16 protein-coding genes are annotated in these 20,055 nt (G+C 44.4%); 1 reads left to right on the forward strand and 15 read right to left on the reverse strand.

Annotated features, from left to right (window positions below):
* Positions 1-61: 61 nt before the first annotated feature.
* Together secA and secM are read right to left on the reverse strand one after the other, a co-directional pair.
* Positions 62-2,773 carry a preprotein translocase subunit SecA gene (gene secA, locus PSF27_RS06865; protein WP_272681159.1) on the reverse strand — a complete coding sequence of 904 codons (2,712 nt, stop codon included), beginning with the start codon at positions 2,771-2,773 and terminating at the stop codon, positions 62-64.
* A 96-nt stretch (positions 2,774-2,869) separates the two neighbouring features.
* Positions 2,870-3,397 (reverse strand): secA translation cis-regulator SecM, encoded by a 528-nt coding sequence (secM, locus tag PSF27_RS06870; RefSeq protein ID WP_272539113.1) that lies wholly within the window; start codon positions 3,395-3,397, stop codon positions 2,870-2,872.
* Between the two features lie 77 nt (positions 3,398-3,474).
* On the opposite strand from secM, the gene PSF27_RS06875 reads away from it, so the two are divergent.
* Entirely contained in the window at positions 3,475-3,996 is a 522-nt protein-coding gene (locus PSF27_RS06875) for a DUF721 domain-containing protein (protein WP_272539112.1), read from the forward strand.
* Positions 3,997-4,023: 27 nt separating this feature from the next.
* Here the strand turns inward: PSF27_RS06875 and lpxC are convergent, their stop codons facing one another.
* From lpxC to ftsI, 13 genes are all read right to left on the reverse strand, one after another.
* A complete protein-coding gene (gene lpxC, locus PSF27_RS06880; RefSeq protein ID WP_272681160.1) occupies positions 4,024-4,941 on the reverse strand; it encodes a UDP-3-O-acyl-N-acetylglucosamine deacetylase in 918 nt (305 codons plus the stop codon).
* 99 nt (positions 4,942-5,040) lie between these two features.
* Positions 5,041-6,201 (reverse strand): cell division protein FtsZ, encoded by a 1,161-nt coding sequence (gene ftsZ, locus PSF27_RS06885; RefSeq protein ID WP_206082694.1) that lies wholly within the window; start codon positions 6,199-6,201, stop codon positions 5,041-5,043.
* A 60-nt stretch (positions 6,202-6,261) separates the two neighbouring features.
* Entirely contained in the window at positions 6,262-7,518 is a 1,257-nt protein-coding gene (ftsA, locus tag PSF27_RS06890; protein ID WP_206082695.1) for a cell division protein FtsA, read from the reverse strand.
* A 35-nt stretch (positions 7,519-7,553) separates the two neighbouring features.
* Entirely contained in the window at positions 7,554-8,360 is an 807-nt protein-coding gene (ftsQ, locus tag PSF27_RS06895) for a cell division protein FtsQ (RefSeq protein WP_272681161.1), read from the reverse strand.
* A gap of 1 nt (position 8,361) precedes the next feature.
* On the reverse strand, positions 8,362-9,282 hold the full coding sequence (locus PSF27_RS06900) for a D-alanine--D-alanine ligase (protein WP_272681162.1): 921 nt from the start codon (positions 9,280-9,282) through the stop codon (positions 8,362-8,364).
* Positions 9,283-9,284: 2 nt separating this feature from the next.
* A complete protein-coding gene (gene murC / locus PSF27_RS06905; protein ID WP_225819189.1) occupies positions 9,285-10,748 on the reverse strand; it encodes a UDP-N-acetylmuramate--L-alanine ligase in 1,464 nt (487 codons plus the stop codon).
* A 45-nt stretch (positions 10,749-10,793) separates the two neighbouring features.
* Entirely contained in the window at positions 10,794-11,867 is a 1,074-nt protein-coding gene (murG, locus tag PSF27_RS06910; RefSeq protein ID WP_206082699.1) for an undecaprenyldiphospho-muramoylpentapeptide beta-N-acetylglucosaminyltransferase, read from the reverse strand.
* Entirely contained in the window at positions 11,864-13,057 is a 1,194-nt protein-coding gene (gene ftsW, locus PSF27_RS06915; RefSeq protein ID WP_272681163.1) for a cell division protein FtsW, read from the reverse strand. The genes murG and ftsW overlap by 4 nt, the downstream gene beginning before the upstream one ends.
* Positions 13,057-14,367 (reverse strand): UDP-N-acetylmuramoyl-L-alanine--D-glutamate ligase, encoded by a 1,311-nt coding sequence (murD, locus tag PSF27_RS06920; RefSeq protein ID WP_272681164.1) that lies wholly within the window; start codon positions 14,365-14,367, stop codon positions 13,057-13,059. The genes ftsW and murD overlap by 1 nt, the downstream gene beginning before the upstream one ends.
* Position 14,368: 1 nt before the next feature.
* Positions 14,369-15,451 (reverse strand): phospho-N-acetylmuramoyl-pentapeptide-transferase, encoded by a 1,083-nt coding sequence (mraY, locus tag PSF27_RS06925; RefSeq protein WP_206082702.1) that lies wholly within the window; start codon positions 15,449-15,451, stop codon positions 14,369-14,371.
* Positions 15,445-16,809 carry a UDP-N-acetylmuramoyl-tripeptide--D-alanyl-D-alanine ligase gene (murF, locus tag PSF27_RS06930; protein ID WP_272681165.1) on the reverse strand — a complete coding sequence of 455 codons (1,365 nt, stop codon included), beginning with the start codon at positions 16,807-16,809 and terminating at the stop codon, positions 15,445-15,447. The genes mraY and murF overlap by 7 nt, the downstream gene beginning before the upstream one ends.
* Complete coding sequence (murE, locus tag PSF27_RS06935) at positions 16,806-18,293, reverse strand: UDP-N-acetylmuramoyl-L-alanyl-D-glutamate--2,6-diaminopimelate ligase (RefSeq protein WP_272681166.1); 1,488 nt, start codon at positions 18,291-18,293, stop codon at positions 16,806-16,808. Before murE ends, murF begins: the two co-directional genes overlap by 4 nt.
* Positions 18,280-20,046, reverse strand: coding sequence for a peptidoglycan glycosyltransferase FtsI (gene ftsI / locus PSF27_RS06940; RefSeq protein WP_206082705.1), 1,767 nt, complete (start codon positions 20,044-20,046; stop codon positions 18,280-18,282). The genes murE and ftsI overlap by 14 nt, the downstream gene beginning before the upstream one ends.
* Between the last annotated feature and the right edge of the window lie 9 nt (positions 20,047-20,055).

Below are 20,055 nucleotides of genomic sequence, written 5' to 3' on the forward strand. Positions count from 1 at the left end.
AATTTTTTCGTCAAAAAGGCGGGTTACCCCGCCTTTTTTATATTAATGAGTTAATAATAAATTAATTTAAGCGACCGTGACATTGCTTATATTTTTTACCTGAGCCGCAAGGACAAGGATCATTACGACCAATTTTGTGACCTTGAGTTGCTATTTTAGCCTCGGTTTCAGTCATTAAAGATTCAGCACCCGCTTCATGGCTTAATTGTTGCCTTTTCGCTAAACGCTCAGCTTCTTCACGACGCTGTTGCTCTAATGCTTCAACCTCTTCAGGTAAACGAACTTGTACCTTAGATAATGTGCTGATAACTTCATATTTCAAGGCTTCAAGCATATTAGCAAACATACTAAAGGATTCGCGTTTATATTCTTGTTTAGGGTCTTTTTGTGCATAACCACGTAAGTGAATGCCTTGGCGCAAGTAATCCATTGAAGCCAAGTGCTCTTTCCATAAGGTATCTAGTGTTTGTAACATGACACCTTTTTCAAAGTTACGCATCGCTTCTGCACCAACAATTTCCTCTTTACGCTCATAGATTTCAACCGCTTTTTGCATGATACGTTCACGTAAAGTTTCTTCATGCAATTCAGGTTCTTTATCCAGCCATTCTTTCATTGGCAGATCAAGATCAAAGTCATTAACTAAACGCTGATGCAAACCATCAATATCCCACATTTCCTCTAATGATTGAGGTGGAATATAGGCATCCATCGTGGTGGTAAAAACATCTTCGCGAATGCTGTCAACCGTTTCTTTAATATCACCACCGTCGAGCAATTCATTACGCTGAGTATAAATAGCACGACGTTGATCACTCGCAACATCATCATATTCAAGTAATTGTTTACGAATATCAAAGTTACGGCTTTCAACTTTACGCTGTGCGTTAGCAATCGCTTTAGTTACCCATGGGTGCTCAATCGCTTCTCCTGGTTTCATACCCAGTTTTTTCATCATGCCAGTCACACGATCAGAAGCGAAGATACGCATCAGAGCATCTTCCATCGATAAGTAAAAACGTGAAGAACCCGCATCCCCTTGACGACCTGCACGACCACGTAACTGGTTGTCGATACGACGTGATTCATGGCGCTCTGTACCAATGATATGTAAACCACCCGCAGCTAAAACCGCATCATGGCGCACTTTCCAATTCGCTTTGATTTCATCAATTTGCTCTTGCGTTGGCTCTTCTAACGCAGCAACTTCGGTCTGCCAGCTTCCCCCTAACATGATATCCGTACCACGGCCTGCCATGTTAGTTGCGATAGTTACAGCGCTCGCTTGACCCGCATTCGCAATGATATCCGCTTCCATTGCGTGGAATTTTGCATTCAGGACGTTATGGGCAATTTTGGCTTTTTTCAGTGCATTAGAAATTAATTCAGATTTTTCGATGGAAATTGTACCAACAAGAACAGGTTGCCCATTGGCGGTTCTTTCACGAATATCTTCAATAATGGCTGCAAATTTATCGGTTTCGTTCATATAAACGAGGTCAGGTAAATCTTTACGCACCATTGGACGGTTAGTTGGGATAACAATAGTGTCTAATTTATAAATTGAGCTAAATTCAAATGCTTCAGTATCCGCTGTACCCGTCATACCCGCCAGTTTTTCGTATAGACGGAAATAGTTCTGGAATGTAATCGACGCTAAGGTTTGGTTTTCATTTTGAATTTCAACACCTTCTTTTGCTTCAACCGCTTGGTGTAAGCCATCTGACCAGCGACGACCTTCCATTGTACGACCTGTATGTTCGTCAACAATAACGATTTGGCCATCTTTAACGATATAGTCAACATCTAAGGTGAACAATGCATGAGCACGTAAGCCTGCCATTACGTGGTGCATAAGCATAATGTTTGCTGGTGAATATAATGATTCGCCTTCATCCATTAAGCCTTCTTTTGCCAAAAGTTCTTCAATTAACACCAGACCGCGTTCGGTGATAGTGACTTGACGTGATTTCTCATCAACAGAGAAATGCCCTTCCCCTTGGAAAGTATCTGAATCTTCTTTTTCTTGGCGTTGCAGATGTGGAATTAACTTATCCACTTTTTGGTAAAGTTCTGAGCTATCTTCTGCAGGACCTGAAATGATCAGCGGTGTACGCGCTTCATCGATAAGGATTGAGTCGACCTCATCCACTAATGCATAGTGCAATTTACGTTGTACACGCTCTTCTGGGCTAAATGCCATGTTGTCACGTAAGTAGTCGAAACCAAATTCATTATTAGTACCATAAGTAATATCTGCAGCGTAGGCTTCGCGCTTCGCAGGCGGTGCCATACCTGGTAAGTTGATACCAACCGTTAAACCTAAGAATTCAAATAAAGGGCGGTTATTTTCCGCATCACGTTTTGCTAAGTAGTCGTTTACCGTCACAACATGGACGCCTTTGCCACTTAACGCATTAATATAAGCAGGTAATGTCGCGGTTAATGTTTTACCTTCACCTGTACGCATTTCTGCAATACAACGCTCGTTCAGTACCATCCCACCAATTAACTGCACATCAAAGTGACGCATACCAAAAACACGACGGCTGGCTTCACGCACGGTCGCAAATGCTTCTGGAATAATGCTTTCTAAGCTCTCGCCTTTAGTTAAGCGTTCACGAAATTCAACTGTTTTGGCTTTTAACTCATCGTCTGATAGCTTTTCAAAATCAGGTTCTAAGCGATTAATTTTTTCCACTTCTTTGCGCAGTCTACGCAGAGTACGATCATTACGGCTACCGAATACTTTGGTCAAAATTTTAGTTAACATACTTTTAATCTCATTAAATCAATAAGTTATTTTATTATTTCATAGATTTTAAGGCGCAGATTTTCTCAACATTGAGTTGATAAATCTATTAAGAGATCAAGCAGTTAATGGACCAGCACGAATGCCATGTACTTGTGCAACCCAAATAGCAGGCTGGTAGGTAACAAAATGAGGGTAAATATAATGACTGACTAGTACCGTACTTTCGTGTGTTTGAAGCGAACGCTCTGCCAACATGGCATAAAGCGTATCCAGCATCAATTGTGGTACAATAAGCTGTTCGGATTCTTCTTTTGTCGTCGCTACGTCATCATCTTCATTTGCAGAAAAAGCAAACGTGAGTTGGCGAATAACATTGCGCACCGCATGTTGCTGCCAATAATTAACCGAGTATGATGATGAAGAAGAAGAACGCTGAGAATTTTGCTGCGCAAATAAGTTATCAAATGCATTAACCGCTTGGTTTTGGCGGTTCGCAGGTGATGAGTTAACTTGCGTAAGCTGAGATTCGGAAAGAGCATTTAAAATTGTAGGCAAGCCGACACCCGTGGCAACCACACCTAATAATAGGTGGGACCAAAAGTATTTTCTACCAAGTTGTCGCCAAAAATTTAAAATGCCCATTAAACTCTTATATAATGAATAAATGACAATATTATTATCTGTACATTAGTTTTCATCATTGTTAGCCGGAGCCAAAAATGAGAGATAGTCATCCACAAGCACTTTTCGATGTTCTTGAGGGATCATTGGCAAATTCATCAAATACTTTACAAACTATTCAGCGAAATGCAAAAGCCATTATCAAGCTGAACCGCGCTGTAAAGGGCTTATTGCCGGCTGAAATTAAGCCAATGTGCCGTGTTGCAAACTACCGTAATAATATTATGGTCATTGAAGTGGCAAATGCCAGTTGGATGACCCGTCTTAATTATGAAAAATTAAACTTACTTTCCGCATTAAGAACTTCTATTCTACCATCATTATCGTCTATCGACATCAGAATCAATCCTGATTTAATGCGAAAAACCAAACAAAATAGCTCAGTAAATAACCGAACAGCTGCATCAACACAAAAAATGAACGAAAGGCAGATAAGTACACAAACAGCACAAGTATTATTAAAATTAGCGGAAAATAGCCCGAAAGGATTAAAAGAAAGGTTTGAGCGGCTGGCTGCACTAGCCGGAGAGAGTACTAGTGCAACCAACAGAAAGCGCTAACCCAGATTTGGGCTAGCCGCATAATAGTTATGCGTATACAGCTGAAGGCGCTTTGAATGCCACAGGCAATTCAGCTTCATCTTCAAAGGTGACCAGATCCCAAGCTGACTCTTTAGCAAGAACCGCTTGCAGAAGTTTGTTATTCAGTGCATGGCCAGATTTGAACGCAGTGAATGCGCCAATAATGTTGTGCCCACACATAAATAAGTCACCAATTGCATCCAACATTTTGTGACGAACGAATTCATCTTCAAAACGTAAGCCATCTTCATTGAGGACTTTATAGTCATCAACAACGATAGCACAGTCGAAACTACCGCCTAAGCATAAGCCTTGGGATTGCAGATATTCGATATCACGCATAAAACCAAAAGTACGTGCACGGCTGATTTGGCTCACGAATGATTCCGCTGAGAAATCAAGTGAATAGCGCTGAGTGCTGCTATCAATCGCCGGGTGTTGGAAATCGATAGTGAAATCCAGACTAAAACCATTGTAAGGTTTCATTTCTGCCCACTTATCGCCATCTTCAACACGCACAGTTTCTTTAATACGTAAAAATTTCTTCGCACAATTTAATTCTTCAATACCACCATCTAGCAGTAAGAAAACAAACGGTGCAGCACTGCCATCCATGATCGGGATTTCAGGCGCATTGACTTCAATAACAATGTTATCGATACCTAACCCTGCTAAAGCAGCATTCAAATGCTCAACAGTTGAAATACGTACGTTATCTTCATTGACTAAGCAAGTACATAACATCGTATCACGAACTGATTTCGCATCTGCCGGAAAATCAACCGGTGGATTAAGGTCAGTACGACGGTAGATGACCCCGGTGTTTGCCGGCGCTGGACGTAAAGTCAGCGTAACTTTTTTGCCGGTATGTAAACCAACACCAGTCGCTGTAATAATACGTTTTAATGTCCGTTGTTTGATCATCGTCTATTTCTCGCAATGTTATAAGTCCTACTGATCATCATACAAGATAATCAGTAGGAAATTTTAGCACAAAAAGCGGAGAATCCAATATAAATAAAATTAATCGGCTTGCTTACGCAAGAACGCAGGAATATCGAGATAATCTGGTTCTTTGTTTGTTTGCGTATTTTGGTCATTGACCGCTTTAGCCGCTGCTGGTTTCTCTTCGGTTAATGAAGACATGCTATTTTGCATTTGCTGATAGCGTTGTTCCATTGACGCCTGCTGTGACATTTTGTTGCTAACTAAGGTAATTTCAGGGCGTTTGTCCATACCAATACCTGTTGCAACAACTGTAACGCGCAGCTCTTCATGCATTTCTGGGTCGAGAGAAGTACCGATTACCACAGTCGCATTATCAGATGCGAATGCACGAATAGTGTTACCTACCGTTTCAAACTCATCCAAACGCAGGTCGAAACCAGCGGTGATGTTGACTAACACACCACGAGCGCCTGACAGGTCGATGTCTTCCAGTAATGGGCTAGAAATTGCCATTTCAGCAGCTTCTTCGGCTCTATCTTCACCGCGTGCCACACCAGACCCCATCATCGCGTAGCCCATTTCTGACATAACGGTACGCACGTCAGCAAAGTCCACGTTCATTAAACCTGGGCGAGTAATCAGCTCTGCAATACCTTGTACTGCGCCTTTAAGTACGTCGTTTGCCGCACCAAAAGCATCCAGTAATGAGATACCACGACCAAGAACTTTTAATAATTTGTCATTTGGGATGGTGATCAAGGAGTCAACGTGTTTTGATAACTCAGTGATACCCGCTTCTGCAAATGCCATACGCTTTTTGCCTTCAAAATTGAAAGGCTTAGTCACGACCGCAACTGTCAGAATACCCAATTCTTTCGCCACTTCGGCAACGACTGGCGCTGCACCTGTGCCTGTACCACCGCCCATACCTGCTGCGATGAAAACCATGTCAGCACCATCTAATGCATTACGTAGCGCTTCGCGATCTTCTTCCGCAGCATTGCGGCCGACTTCAGGGTTTGCACCTGCACCCAAACCTTTTGTAATACCCGTACCGATCTGGATAGTTTGTCCGACTGCGGTTTTACGCAGTGCTTGTGCGTCCGTGTTGACGGCGAAGAATTCGACGCCTTCAATACGTTCACGCACCATGTGTTCAACGGCATTACCGCCGCCGCCACCAACACCGATGACTTTAATCACCGCATCGTTAGTGAGCTCCATTGGTTCAAACATAATGTCTCTCCGTTTTGTGCTTACTACTTTTGAAGCTAATAATAGGCTTCTTTATTAAAATTAGAATTCTTTTTTCAACCAACTGGTGATTTTACTGAACCAACCTGTGACTGAGGCACGCTTTTCTGTCTCGGTATCATCGCCAAGATGGCTTTCTTTACCGTAATGCAGAAGCCCTACCGCGGTAGAATAATATGGCTCCTGCGCGTAATCTGTTAACCCCGTAATATTTAACGGCGTACCAATCCTTACTTGGGTGTGGAATACTTTTTGGGCACATTCAACTAAACCGTCAATCTGTGCAGCGCCGCCCGTTAAGACAATACCAGCCGCTAAATGGTGTTTGACACCTTGTTGACGTAACTGTTCCTGTAAATTTAAAATTTCTTCATTTACTAAGTTTAACAGCTCAGTATACCGCGGCTCGATGACTTCTGCTAAGGTTTGACGTTGTAAACTTCTTGGTGGTCGACCACCAACGCTCGGCACTTCAACCGTTTCATCTTTACTCACAATCGAACCGACAGCACAACCGTGGCGAACTTTAATCGCTTCTGCATCACTTGGTGGCGTACCGAAGGCATACGCGATATCGCTGGTAACCACATTCCCTGCGTAAGGAATCACTTTCGTGTGGCGTAACGCACCGCCAGTATAAACGGCCATATCCATAGTACCACCACCGATATCCACCACGCACACACCTAATTCACGTTCATCTTCAGTTAATACGCTATAACTTGCTGCGAGACCAGCAAAAATCAGCTGGTCAACTTTTAGTCCACAACGTTCAACCGCTTTAACAATATTTTTCGCCATATCATTATGGCAAGTAATTAAATGAACTTTTGCTTGCATGCGCACACCCGACAAACCTACTGGGTTTTTAATCCCTTCTTGGTAGTCGATCGCAAATTCTTGCGGGATTACGTGCAGAATTCGATGCTCATCACGCACACGCACTGATTTCGCCGTATGCACCACACTATCAACGTCTTCTTGTGTCACTTCTTCTTCAGAAACTGGCACCATACCAATTTCATTTTGGCAGCTAACGTGTTTACCTGAAAGCGCCAAATAGACAGAGGAAATTTGGCAATCTGCCATCAGTTCTGCTTGGTCGATAGCCCGTTGAACACATTTTACAACAGACTCTAAGTCGTTTACGCCGCCTTTATCCATTCCACGAGATGGGCAGCTTCCCACCCCGATAATATTAACCATACCATCGGGCAGAATTTCGCCAACAAGGGCTGATACCTTGGAAGTTCCAATTTCAAGGCCTACCACTAATTTTCTGTCCGTTGCTTTAATCATTTCTTCTGCCTAATTTGAGTTATTAGCAATATTTTTTATTGTAACCCCGGTGGTGCATCGACCAAAACTGGCGCCCAGCCCACCGCAGCACCACTGGTATAACGTAAGTCAACGTAGTCGACGCGTTTGTCCGTTGTTTGCTGCAAGAGCGGATAAAGTTCAAGGAACCGATTTAACCGCTCTGAAACATCTTTTTTACCCAGTTCGATTCGGGTGTCGTTATCCAAAATGATCTGCCATGCATGACGGGCTGTCATTGATAACGATTTAAGCTTTAACTTATTTGTCGCAAGCGTATTTTTAAAGTTAGCGAGCTCTTTTAGTACCTCTTTTTGGCTACCTTGTGGGCCATAAAGCAATACATAATCCCCTTTACCATTTTCGCTTGCTGGTAAGTTAAACACCCTACCTTCTACATCCACCATATTTTGATCGTTCCATCTGGCGAATGGTTGATACTCAACAATATGAATTTTTAATTCATCTGGCCATTGTTTACGCACAGTAACTTGACGTATCCATGGCATCATACTTATTTGGTTTTGGATAGCGTTGACATCGACAGTCATAAACGTACCCGGTTGCCCTAACGATAAAATCGCCTTTCTTACATCATCGTTCTTGGTGTAATGCCGCTCACCTGTTAAGACGAGCTTTGACATCGGTAGCCTGTCAGCATCTTTCATCCACGTCATCACCATCCAACCGCTCCAAATGATGGTGCCAACAACGATGAGAAAGAAAAATAACCCACCTAAAAATGCCCCATTACTTGGGCCTGAACGTGGGTCATCATCGTTGTGATTTTTATGATGCCTGACGTTTAACGCTGCTTGTGACATATCAACGAGCCAATTCTAAAATTCGCACAACTAACTGCGAAAAATCTAAACCTGCCTGACGCGCGGCCATTGGCACTAGGCTGTGGCTTGTCATACCTGGCGACGTGTTCACTTCCAACAAGTAAAACTGGCCGTCGCTATCTTGCATCACATCAACACGCCCCCAACCATCGCAACCGACCGCTAAATAGGCGTTCATCGCTAACTCAGCAAGCTCAGACTCACGTTGTGTACCTAAACCACTTGGGCAGAAATATTGAGTCTCATCAGACAAATATTTTGCTTCGTAGTCATAAAATATCCCCGGTGGCTGGATGCGAATCGACGGTAGAGTTTTATCACCTAACACCGCGATGGTGTATTCAGGGCCACTGAGCCATTTTTCAACTAATACGGTTTTGTCGAAACGAAACGCTAATTCAAGTGCTGCAGGTAGCGCATCTAAGTTGTCAACCTTGCTCATGCCGACACTCGAACCTTCTAAACTTGGTTTCACAATTAATGGCAAACCCAGTGCCTTAACTTTTGCGGTGATTTGTTCACTACTCATCTGCAAATGTTGCTGTTTAGTTAAGTATATATAAGGAGATACACTTAGTCCCGCACCTTGCCATAATTGTTTTGTTCTGAGTTTATCCATACTCAGTGCCGATGCCATTACGCCACTTCCCGTGTAAGGCAAACCAAGGTATTCAAGCATTCCTTGAATTGTACCATCTTCACCACCACGACCATGTAATGCGATGAAAACTTTATCAAAACCAGCATCTTTTAGTGTAATAACAGGGAAATCTTTAGTGTCAATAGGGTGCGCATCAACCCCGCCTTGGCGTAGCCCTGCCAGCACGGCATTTCCTGACTGAAGTGATACTTCACGCTCAGCTGATGTCCCACCAAATAGCACCGCAATTTTCTCTGCCATGTTTATTCCTCGACCATTGGCGGCTGTAATTTCGTTTCCGCGAGCGTTTTGGCTATTTTACCAATATTTCCTGCGCCTTGAACTAAAATTAAATCATTTTCATCAAGAGTTTGAGCTAAAAGATGAGAAATTTGTTCCGGTTCTGAAACATAAATCGGATCAATCTGACCACGACCTCGAATTGTGCGGCACAATGAGCGGCTATCAGCCCCTGCAACATGCTTTTCACCCGCTGAATAGACATCCAACATCAGCAATACATCCACTTGCCCTAATACATTGACGAAATCGTCGTACAAATCACGGGTACGAGTATAACGATGGGGTTGAAAAATCATCACAATGCGTTTATCTGGCCAACCTGCTCGTGCTGCTTTAATGGTGGCATCCACTTCTGTTGGGTGGTGACCATAGTCATCCACTAACATGACCTCACCTTCTTTGCCGTTGACATTGCGTAATGCAAAATTACCCAAGAAGTCAAAACGGCGCCCTGTACCTTGGAATTCCACCAATGCAGACAAAATGTGTAAGTCATCAATGCCTTCTTCCGTCGCAACCGCAACCGCAGCTGTGGCGTTTAATGCATTATGGCGACCTGGTGCGTTCAACACGACCGTCAATTCCGGCATATTTTCACGTGCAATAGTGAAAAATCCTTGATTGCCTTTTTGTTCGTATTTGGTGATGCGCACATCGGCGTCCTCACTAAAACCATAAGTGGTGATGTAGCGGCCAATTTTTGGTAGCAATGAACGAATAACAGGATCATCAATACACATCACTGCTCGGCCATAAAATGGCAAGTTATGCAGAAAATTAATGAAGGTGTCCGTTAAATTATCAAAGTTACCTTGGTAAGTATCCATGTGGTCAGCTTCGATATTGGTCACTACTGCGACTAATGGCTGCAAATGCAAGAACGATGCATCACTTTCGTCCGCTTCTGCAATCAGATAACGGCTACTCCCTAAGCGTGCATGTGTTCCCGCTGATTTCACTAACCCGCCGTTAACAAACGTAGGGTCTAAACCTGCTTGTGCATAAATGCCTGAAATCATCGCCGTCGTGGTCGTTTTACCATGTGTTCCCGCAACAGCGATACCGTGACGGTAACGCATTAATTCAGCCAACATTTCTGCACGACGAATAACTGGAATACGGAGTTCTTTCGCCGCTTGAATTTCAGGGTTTTCACTTGAAATCGCCGTTGAAACGACAACCACACTGGCATTCTCAACATTTTCTGGACGGTGATTAAAATAAATCGTTGCACCTAATTCAGTTAATTGTTGAGTCACAGCATTGGGTGCCAAGTCTGAACCACTAATTTCATAGCCTTCATTTGCCAACACTTCAGCGATACCACCCATGCCTGCACCGCCGATGCCGACAAAATGGATGTGCCTGACTCTTCTCATTTCTGGCACTGATGTTCTTAATTTCGCTAATTGTTGTGTATTCACTCTGTTTTCGCTTCTTTATAAAATCGGTATCAAATGTGACTAAAACTATTTAGCCACTTCGCAAATCACGGCTGCAACACGTTCAGTTGCATCACTAATTGCACAATCATGGGCTTTTTCAGCCATCGACAACAATTCTGCTCTATCCCACTGCTCAAGCAAGTTTGCTACCGCTTCAGCGGTAAATTGTGGTTGCTCTAAGATCTTCGCAGCGCCCGCTTTTTCCAGTGGTAATGCATTCCAATATTGTTGGCGGTCTTTGTGCTGAAAAGGAACAAAAATAGCAGGTAAACCTGCGGCTGCAACTTCACTGACGGTCAATGCGCCAGAACGGCATACAACAATATCTGCCCAAGCATAAGCTTGCGCCATATCGTCAATAAATTCAGTAACTTTATACTCAGAATTGCCTGAAACTTGCAGCTGTTCATTATACAACGCTTCAGTGGATTCCTTACTGCCTTTTCCCGCTTGGTGCCAGATATTTAACTGTTTGCCTACTTTTGCAGCAACTTGCGGCATCACTTGGTTTAAAATCCGTGCGCCTTGGCTACCACCGACAACTAACACGCGTATCGCGCCTTCTCGGCCTGCTAAGCGAACCGCTGGCGTAGGAAGTGCCAGTACATCTTCACGAACAGGGTTACCAACTACAGGCGCATCAGGGAAAGCCCCCGGAAACGCTTGCAAAACCCGTTTTGCGATGCGTGATAACCATTTGTTCGTCAAACCCGCGATGCCATTTTGCTCATGCAGAACAACCGGAACACCACACTGCCATGCCGCAATACCACCAGGCCCTGAAACATACCCACCCATGCCTAATACCGCATCGGGCTGATAACGCTTGATGATTGTTTTCGCTTGTCGTATCGCTTTATAAATACGCCATGGCGCGCCTAACTGTGCGGCAATACCTTTGCCTCTTAAACCTGAAATCTGAATAAACTCAATATCTATGCCATGTTTTGGCACTAAGGTCGCTTCCATTCTATCGGCAGTACCTAACCAGCGAATTTCCCAGCCCTGAGCCTGCAAATAATGCGCCACAGCGAGCCCTGGAAAGACATGCCCTCCTGTTCCACCTGCCATGACGAGTAATTTTTTGGGCTGACTCATTTGGTACTCCTTACAAACGCCTGCGCTTTTTCTAGGCGTGTTTCAAAATCAATTCGCAGTAATACCGCTATCGCTGCGGCCATCACTAATAAACTGGAACCACCATAACTAATTAGGGGTAACGTTAACCCTTTCGTTGGCAGCATACCTGAGGCTGCACCAACGTTAACCAAAGCTTGGAAAGTAAACCAAATACCAATAGAGCAGGCCATATAGCCGCCAAATAATTGGTTAGACATCAACGCACGACGCCCAATCATCATCGCCCTAAATGCCAACATGAACACCATTAACAGGACTAATACAACTCCGACATACCCCAATTCTTCCGCTAACACGGAGAAAATAAAGTCAGTATGCGCTTCAGGGAGGTATTCCAGTTTTTGAACTGAATTTCCTAACCCTTGGCCTAACATTTCACCACGACCAAATGCCATTAATGACTGTGTTAACTGGTAGCCACTACCAAATGGGTCATCCCATGGGTTTAAAAACGAGGTCACACGGCGCAAACGGTAAGGCTCAAACCAGATCAGCGCTAATACCCCCACCGCACAGATGGCAATACCGATAATAAACGGTGCCAGCCTTGCGCCCGCTAAAAACAGTAAGCCTAATGTTGTGACGACTAATACAATGACTGTACCTAAGTCAGGCTGTAAAAGCAGTAATGATGCCATCACAATCAAAATACACATCGGTTTGATAAACCCGAGAAAGCGAGTACGGACTTCTTCTGACTTGCGTACTAAGTAGCTTGAAACATAGCAAAATAGGGTGAATTTCGAAATTTCAGCTGGCTGAATTTTCACTAACCCGACGTCAATCCAACGAGATGCCCCGTTAACCGAACTCCCTGCCACTAATACCACGACTAACATACCCAATGAGCCCATCAAAAATAGGAAATTATACTTTTCCCAAAAAGCCATCGGGATGCGCATGACCGCTAATGATAAGGCGAAAGCAATAACGAGATAGACCATGTCGCGTTTTGCAAAGTAAAACGGGTCTTCCGTCAAACGCTGCCCTACTGGCATCGACGCAGAGGTCACCATAATAAAGCCAATAGCCGCTAAACCGAATGCCAACCAGACCAATGTACGATCGTACAACGTTGAGCCTGAAATCACGCCATTTTTTTCACCAATGACCCAATTTTTTAAACGCATTGCACCCGGTATGGTCATTACCCAAGCTCCTTCGCTAATTGAGCAAAAATAGCGCCACGCTGCTCAAAGTTTTTAAACTGATCTAAACTGGCGCAAGCTGGCGATAATAACACCATATCCCCTGCTTTTAATTGCGGTGCAATTTGACGTAAGCTTTGCTCCATCGTGTCAGTTAATACTGATTTTTCAGGGGCTAAAGCGGCTAATGATTTACCATCACGACCAAAGCAATATAAATGGTAGTTATCCGCGGCAATATATTGTTTTAACGATGAAAAATCAGCCGACTTACCATCACCACCTAACAATAAATAGACTGAGCCGTCAACATGCAACCCATTCAATGCGGCTTCAGTACTGCCCACATTAGTAGCTTTGGAGTCATTAATCCAACGTACTCCGTTGTTAAATAATACCAATTCAAAACGATGTGCTAACCCAGCGTAGGTTTTCAACACCTCAATACAAGCAGGGCGCGGAATATTTACCGCATCCGCAAGGGCTAACGCAGCCAGTGCGTTCAAATAGTTATGCTGGCCCGTCAAGCGCATCTCATTCACGTCTAACAATGTTTTACCGTTGACCACCAACGCACGATTTTTCGTGTCAAAGCAATACTTGCCACTGTTCACCCCAAAACCAATACATTCATCAGCGGATTGGTTTTCAGGCAGCGTTAACGCATCTTGCATATTCACGATACAGTTCTGTGCACCATGATAAATTTTTAATTTCGCACTGCGGTATTGTGATAAGCCCAGCGGATATCTGTCCATATGGTCTTCGCTGATATTCAGTACCGTTGCTGCTGCCGCTTTTAGGCTTGATGTGGTTTCGAGTTGGAAACTGGATAGCTCTAGAACGTACAATGCATGGCCTGAATTGAGTAAAGACAGCGCTGGCGTGCCAATATTGCCACCCACACCGACAGAAATCCCTGCCGCGCTCGCCATCTCCCCGACTAATGAGGTAACAGTGCTTTTCCCATTTGACCCTGTAATCGCCACAATTGGCGCATCCGCTTCACGACAAAACAGCTCGATATCACCGACGATTTCAATACCGTTTTGCGCAGCTTCCTGCAATTGTGGTGTCGCTAATGCAATCCCTGGACTTGCAACAATCAAATCGGCTTCTTGAAGCCATGCGTTGTTCAAACTTCCGCTATGGCACTGCACATTTTCAGGCAGTTTATCCACACCCGGAGGTGTTGCACGGGTATCCATCACGCGTGGCACAGCACCACGCTCAATGAAAAATTGAACGCACGATAGACCTGTGACGCCCAGACCTATAATGACAACGTTCTTACCCTGATAATCAACCATATTAACGCACCTTCAACGTTGCTAGCCCAATCAGCACTAGCATCAAGGAAATAATCCAGAAGCGCACGATAACACGAGGTTCTGGCCAGCCTTTCAATTCATAATGGTGGTGAATTGGTGCCATGCGGAAGATCCGTTGACCACGTAATTTAAACGAACCGACCTGTAAAATAACGGATAAGGTTTCAACCACAAACACCCCACCCATAATCACTAATAGGAATTCTTGGCGCAGTAAAACGGCGATTGTACCTAATGCACCACCGAGCGCCAGTGAGCCTACATCCCCCATAAAAACTTGTGCTGGGTATGTGTTAAACCAAAGAAAACCTAAACCTGCCCCAACAATAGCCGTGCAAACAATCACCAACTCACCTGCGTGTGGTAAGAATGGAATATGCAAGTAGCCCGCAAAATTGACGTTACCTGTCGCCCATGCCACTAATGCAAAACCAGCTGCAACAAATACCGTTGGCATGATGGCTAAGCCATCAAGGCCATCCGTTAAATTTACCGCATTACTGGTACCGACAATCACAAAATAGGTCAGTAAAATGTATAACATGCCCAGTTGTGGCATCACATCTTTGAAGAATGGCACAACAAGTTGAGTGGCTGGCGTGTCTTTGCCTATCGTATACATAGAAAAAGCAACAACTAACGCGATAACGGACTGCCAAAAATATTTCCAACGAGCGATTAAGCCACGCGTGTCTTTTCTTACTACCTTGCGGTAATCATCCACAAAACCAACGATGCCGTAGCCGATTAACACCAGCAATACACACCAAACATAAGGGTTATCTAAGCGCGCCCACAGTAAAACTGACACTGTAATTGAAAACAGGATCAACAGACCGCCCATAGTTGGCGTGCCACGCTTACTGAAGTGTGACTCAGGGCCTTCGCTACGCACGACTTGCCCAATCTGCATTTTTTGCAGATAAGCAATCAGGTGCGGCCCCATCCATAACGCAATCGCAAGTGCAGTCAGCAAACCGACAATGGCTCTGAACGTCAGATATGAAAAGACGTTCAAGACAGAAAACTTGTGGACCAACATTTCGGCAAGCCAGACTAACATTCGAAGCACTCCTTCAATGCATTCACCACATCTTCCATCGCGGAGCTGCGTGAACCTTTAACTAAAATGGAAACAACATCATTCTGCTGTGCTAGCGGAATTAGTCGGGTTAATAAATCGCTTTTTACCGTAAAGTGCTCACCACACTCACTAAATTCGCTGATCAACTTACTGAGTTGACCAACGCTGAATACTTTATCTAAACCAGCCTGTTTAGCCGCAACGCCAACACGTTGGTGGCACTCTTCTGCGTAATCGCCAAGCTCGCCCATATCACCGACAACTAAAATGCGGTAACCTGGCATTTTTTCCAGTACGTGAATAGCGGCAATCATGGAGCCATCATTGGCATTGTAGGTGTCGTCCAACACCACTTTGTGTTCTGCTAAGCGAACAGGAAACAAACGGCCTGGCACGGCTTTGGTATTTGCTAAGCCATTCTTGATATCTTCAAGGCTTGCCCCAACCGAAATGGCTAATGCACTCGCCGCTAATACGTTGGCAATATTGTGGACGCCTGGTAGTGGTAACGTAATATCAACGCATCCAACTGGCGTATGTAACACAAAATCTGTTGTTAGCTGTTTGATTTGAATATCTGTTGGGTAAAAATCAGCTTTAGGCTGTTGTGTTAATGAGTAATACCACACCGTTTGGCGTGGTTGGAACTGCCATTTATCACTGTAGCTATCCAAATTGACAATTGCCGTCCCTTCTTCTGGGATACCTTGGTAAATTTCACCTTTGGCTTTTGCCACGCCTTCTGGCGAACCAAACCCGGCTAAGTGCGCACCAAATAAATTGTTTACTAATGCCGTTTCTGGCTTAACAATATTAGTGGTGTAAGCAATCTCATTTGGGTGGTTAGCCCCCATTTCAATCACAGCAAAATCGTACTCTGGCGTTAAGCGAAACAGCGTTAACGGCACGCCGATATCGTTATTTAAGTTACCTGCGGTATATAAGGTTTTGCCTCGCTCAGCCAAGATAGATGCCGTCATTTCTTTCACGGACGTTTTGCCCGATGAACCTGTTAAACCAACAATGCGAGCACTCACTTGCTGGCGAACCCAGGCAGCCAGTTGCCCCATTGCAATACGGGTATCATCAACAACCACTTGTGGGCAATTTACGGCCAGTTGGCGATCGACTAATAAGGCTTTTGCACCGCCTTCCACCACTTGCTCAGCAAAATCATGAGCATCAAAACGCTCCCCTTTAAGGGCAATAAACAAACCGTTCTCACCAATTTTACGGCTGTCTGTGCTAACGCTTTCAAGCACAAATTCGCAGTTAGATGCAAACTCAATCCGCCCTGAAGTGATTTTTGTGAGTTGCGTGAGAGTTAATGGGATCATGCTATCACCCCCAATAACCGTGCCACCGTTAAGCGATCTGAATAATCTAACTTACGATTACCTATAATTTGGTAATCTTCATGCCCCTTCCCTGCAAGGACAATCACATCATCGGGTGAAGCTTGCAAAATAGCATTAGTTACTGCTTCTGGACGCCCTGGTATCGCTAGAGCACGGCTTGAATCCAGTAAGCCCGCCATAATATCGTTGATAATATCCATTGGGTCTTCACTGCGAGGATTATCGTCAGTGATAATGATTTTATCTGCCCACTCTTCTGCCACAGCACCCATAAGTGGGCGCTTACCTTTATCGCGATCTCCACCGCAACCAAACACACACCAAAGCTGCCCTTTACAATGTAAACGAGCTGCTGCAAGCGCTTTTTCTAATGCGTCAGGTGTATGAGCGTAATCAACAACCACGGTCGGTTTGTTTGGTGCACTAAAAACTTCCATTCGACCACAAACAGGGGAAAGGGAAGATGTGGATGCTAATAACGAGTCAAGTGGGTAGCCCATCATTAACAATGTCGCCATCGCAACTAATAAGTTACTGACGTTGAACGCCCCCATTAATGGACTTTCAAATGCGCCGTTACCCCATGCGGAATCAAAATGAATAGTCGCGCCTTTATCGTGGTATTCCACTTCAGTAGCTTTTAACCAAGGCCCTTGCCAGTTGGCTGGAATACGATTTTCCATCGTTACCGCACATGCTTGTGGTAGGCGTTGTAACCATTTCAGCCCAACGTCATCATCTGCATTAATAATTTGATTTTTAGTTTGATGCGTCGAGAAAAGTAACCATTTTGCCGCTTCATAATTTTCCATATCACCATGGTAATCAAGGTGATCACGGCTTAGGTTGGTGAACACTGCGGCAGCGAATTGCAATGCAGCGACACGCCCTTGTACTAAACCGTGGGAGGACACTTCCATCGCAGTCAATGTGGCTTTTTTATTTAATAGCTGCGTGAGTTCTAACTGAATATCTACCGCAGAGCCTGTCGTATTCTCCGTTGGTGAAACCTGCCCTAATAAACCATTTCCAACAGTTCCCATCACAGCGCTTGTCTCGCCAAGACCTTGCGCCCACTGTGCAATCAGTTGGGTTGTTGTTGTTTTACCATTTGTTCCCGTCACGCCGACTAATTTCATTTTGGCAGAAGGCTGGTCATAAAACTCACCTGCCAGTGCAGATAAACGATTGTTTAAGTCATTGAGATAAATCACTGGCACACCATGAACAAAGCGAATTTCGCCTTCTTCAGCTTCACCTTGTGCCTCTGCAATCACAGCACCAACCCCTTGTGCAATCGCTTGAGGAATATAATGCCTACCATCCGACTGATGGCCTTTTATCGCAATAAACAGATCGCCCGCGGCAGCCTTTCGACTGTCTAGCGTCATCTCACGTAGTGAGATAGGAGTTGTGCTTACACCAAATGGCGCAAGAAGATCACAAAGATTACGATCTGCCACTTTTAACCTCTTTTTGACTGTTCACAATTTCATTTTTATCATCAGGTTGTAACGCATCTGGCTCAATATTCATCAGTCGTAAGACTCCGCCCATAATCGAACCAAACACAGGAGCAGAAACTGCCCCTCCGTAGTACTTACCACCGCTTGGCTCGTTGATTAATACAACAAGCGCATAACGTGGATTACTTGCAGGGGCTACACCCGCTGCATAAGCGAGATATTTTTCAACATATCGCCCTTCAGGACCGACTTTTTTCGCGGTACCTGTTTTAATTGCAATACGGTAACCTTTAATCGCGGCACGAGCACCACCACCACCAGGCAGAGCTACACTTTCCATCATATGCACCACCGTACGCATAATTGGCTCAGGGAAAACACGAGTTCCTGGTACTGGTGGGTCAACTTTTGTGATAGATAGCGGCCTATAGATACCAAAACTACCAATTGTTGCGTAGGCTCGCGCTAATTGTAACGGTGTTACCATTTGCCCATAGCCAAAAGAAAAGGTGGCCCTATCTAAATCAGACCACCGTGTTTTTTTACTTGGAAAGATGCCACTACTTTCCCCGACTAACCCCAGATTAGTCGGCTTGCCAAACCCAAAGCGGCTATACACATCCACCAGCTCTGTGGCAGGCATCGCTAACGCCAGTTTAGAAACACCCACGTTACTCGACTTCTGTAAAATTCCAGTAATCGTTAATTCCGCATAGCGCGCAACGTCTTTAATTTCATGTCCACTAATACGATATGGATAAGTATTAATGACTGAATTTTCTTTAATAATTTTGTTGTGTAATGCGCTCATTACCACCATTGGTTTTACTGTTGAACCTGGTTCAAAAATATCGGTAATTGCGCGATTACGCATGGCATCCATTGCTGTGCCAGCAAGGTTATTTGGGTTATACGATGGGCTATTGGCCATCGCCAATATTTCCCCAGTGTGTACATCCACTAAAATCGCCACACCTGATTCCGCTTTATTTTCTTGCACGCCGCGAGTCAGTTCACGGTAAACAATTGATTGAATGCGTTCATCGATACTTAATGTCAGGTTATGCGCCGCTTGGCTATCGACTGATGAAATCGTTTCGATCACGCGACCATTTCTATCTTTACGAACGGTGCGCTCTCCTGGAGCGCCTTTTAACCAGCGGTCAAAACTTTTTTCAACACCTTCAATACCTTCACCATCAATGTTTGTCACACCTAACAAGTGTGCTGTCACAGGGCCTGAAGGGTAATAACGGCGAGATTCTTTGCGCAGGTAGATACCTGGGATTTTTAATTTTTTAACGTAGTCACCGATAGATGGGTTAACTTGGCGCGCTAAATACACAAAACGGCCACGTGGATTGGCCGATATTTTCTTGGTAATTTGCTCGAGTGGAATTTCGAGTGCGTCTGCAAGCGCTTTCCAGTGCTCATCATTGCTAATTCCACCTTTCTCAAACACTTCTTTTGGATCTGCCCAAATTGCATTAACTGGCACGCTGACCGCGAGCTGCCGACCTTCACGATCACTAATCATACCCCGAGCAGTTGCCACTTCTTGAACACGCAAAGAGCGCATATCCCCTTCTTTAACCAGTTTTTCAGGGGCAATAATTTGCAGGTAAGCCACGCGCGTTAATAACCCTGCTAGCGCTAAGACAATACACCCGCACAGCAAAATAAAGCGCCAGCGGACAAAGCTGGTACTTTCTTCTTGTTTCTTATTTTTTGCTGTTTTTGGTGCTTTCATTGGGAACCT

The organism is Providencia sp. PROV129 (assembly GCF_028482245.1).
GTDB classification, from domain to species: domain Bacteria; phylum Pseudomonadota; class Gammaproteobacteria; order Enterobacterales; family Enterobacteriaceae; genus Providencia; species Providencia vermicola.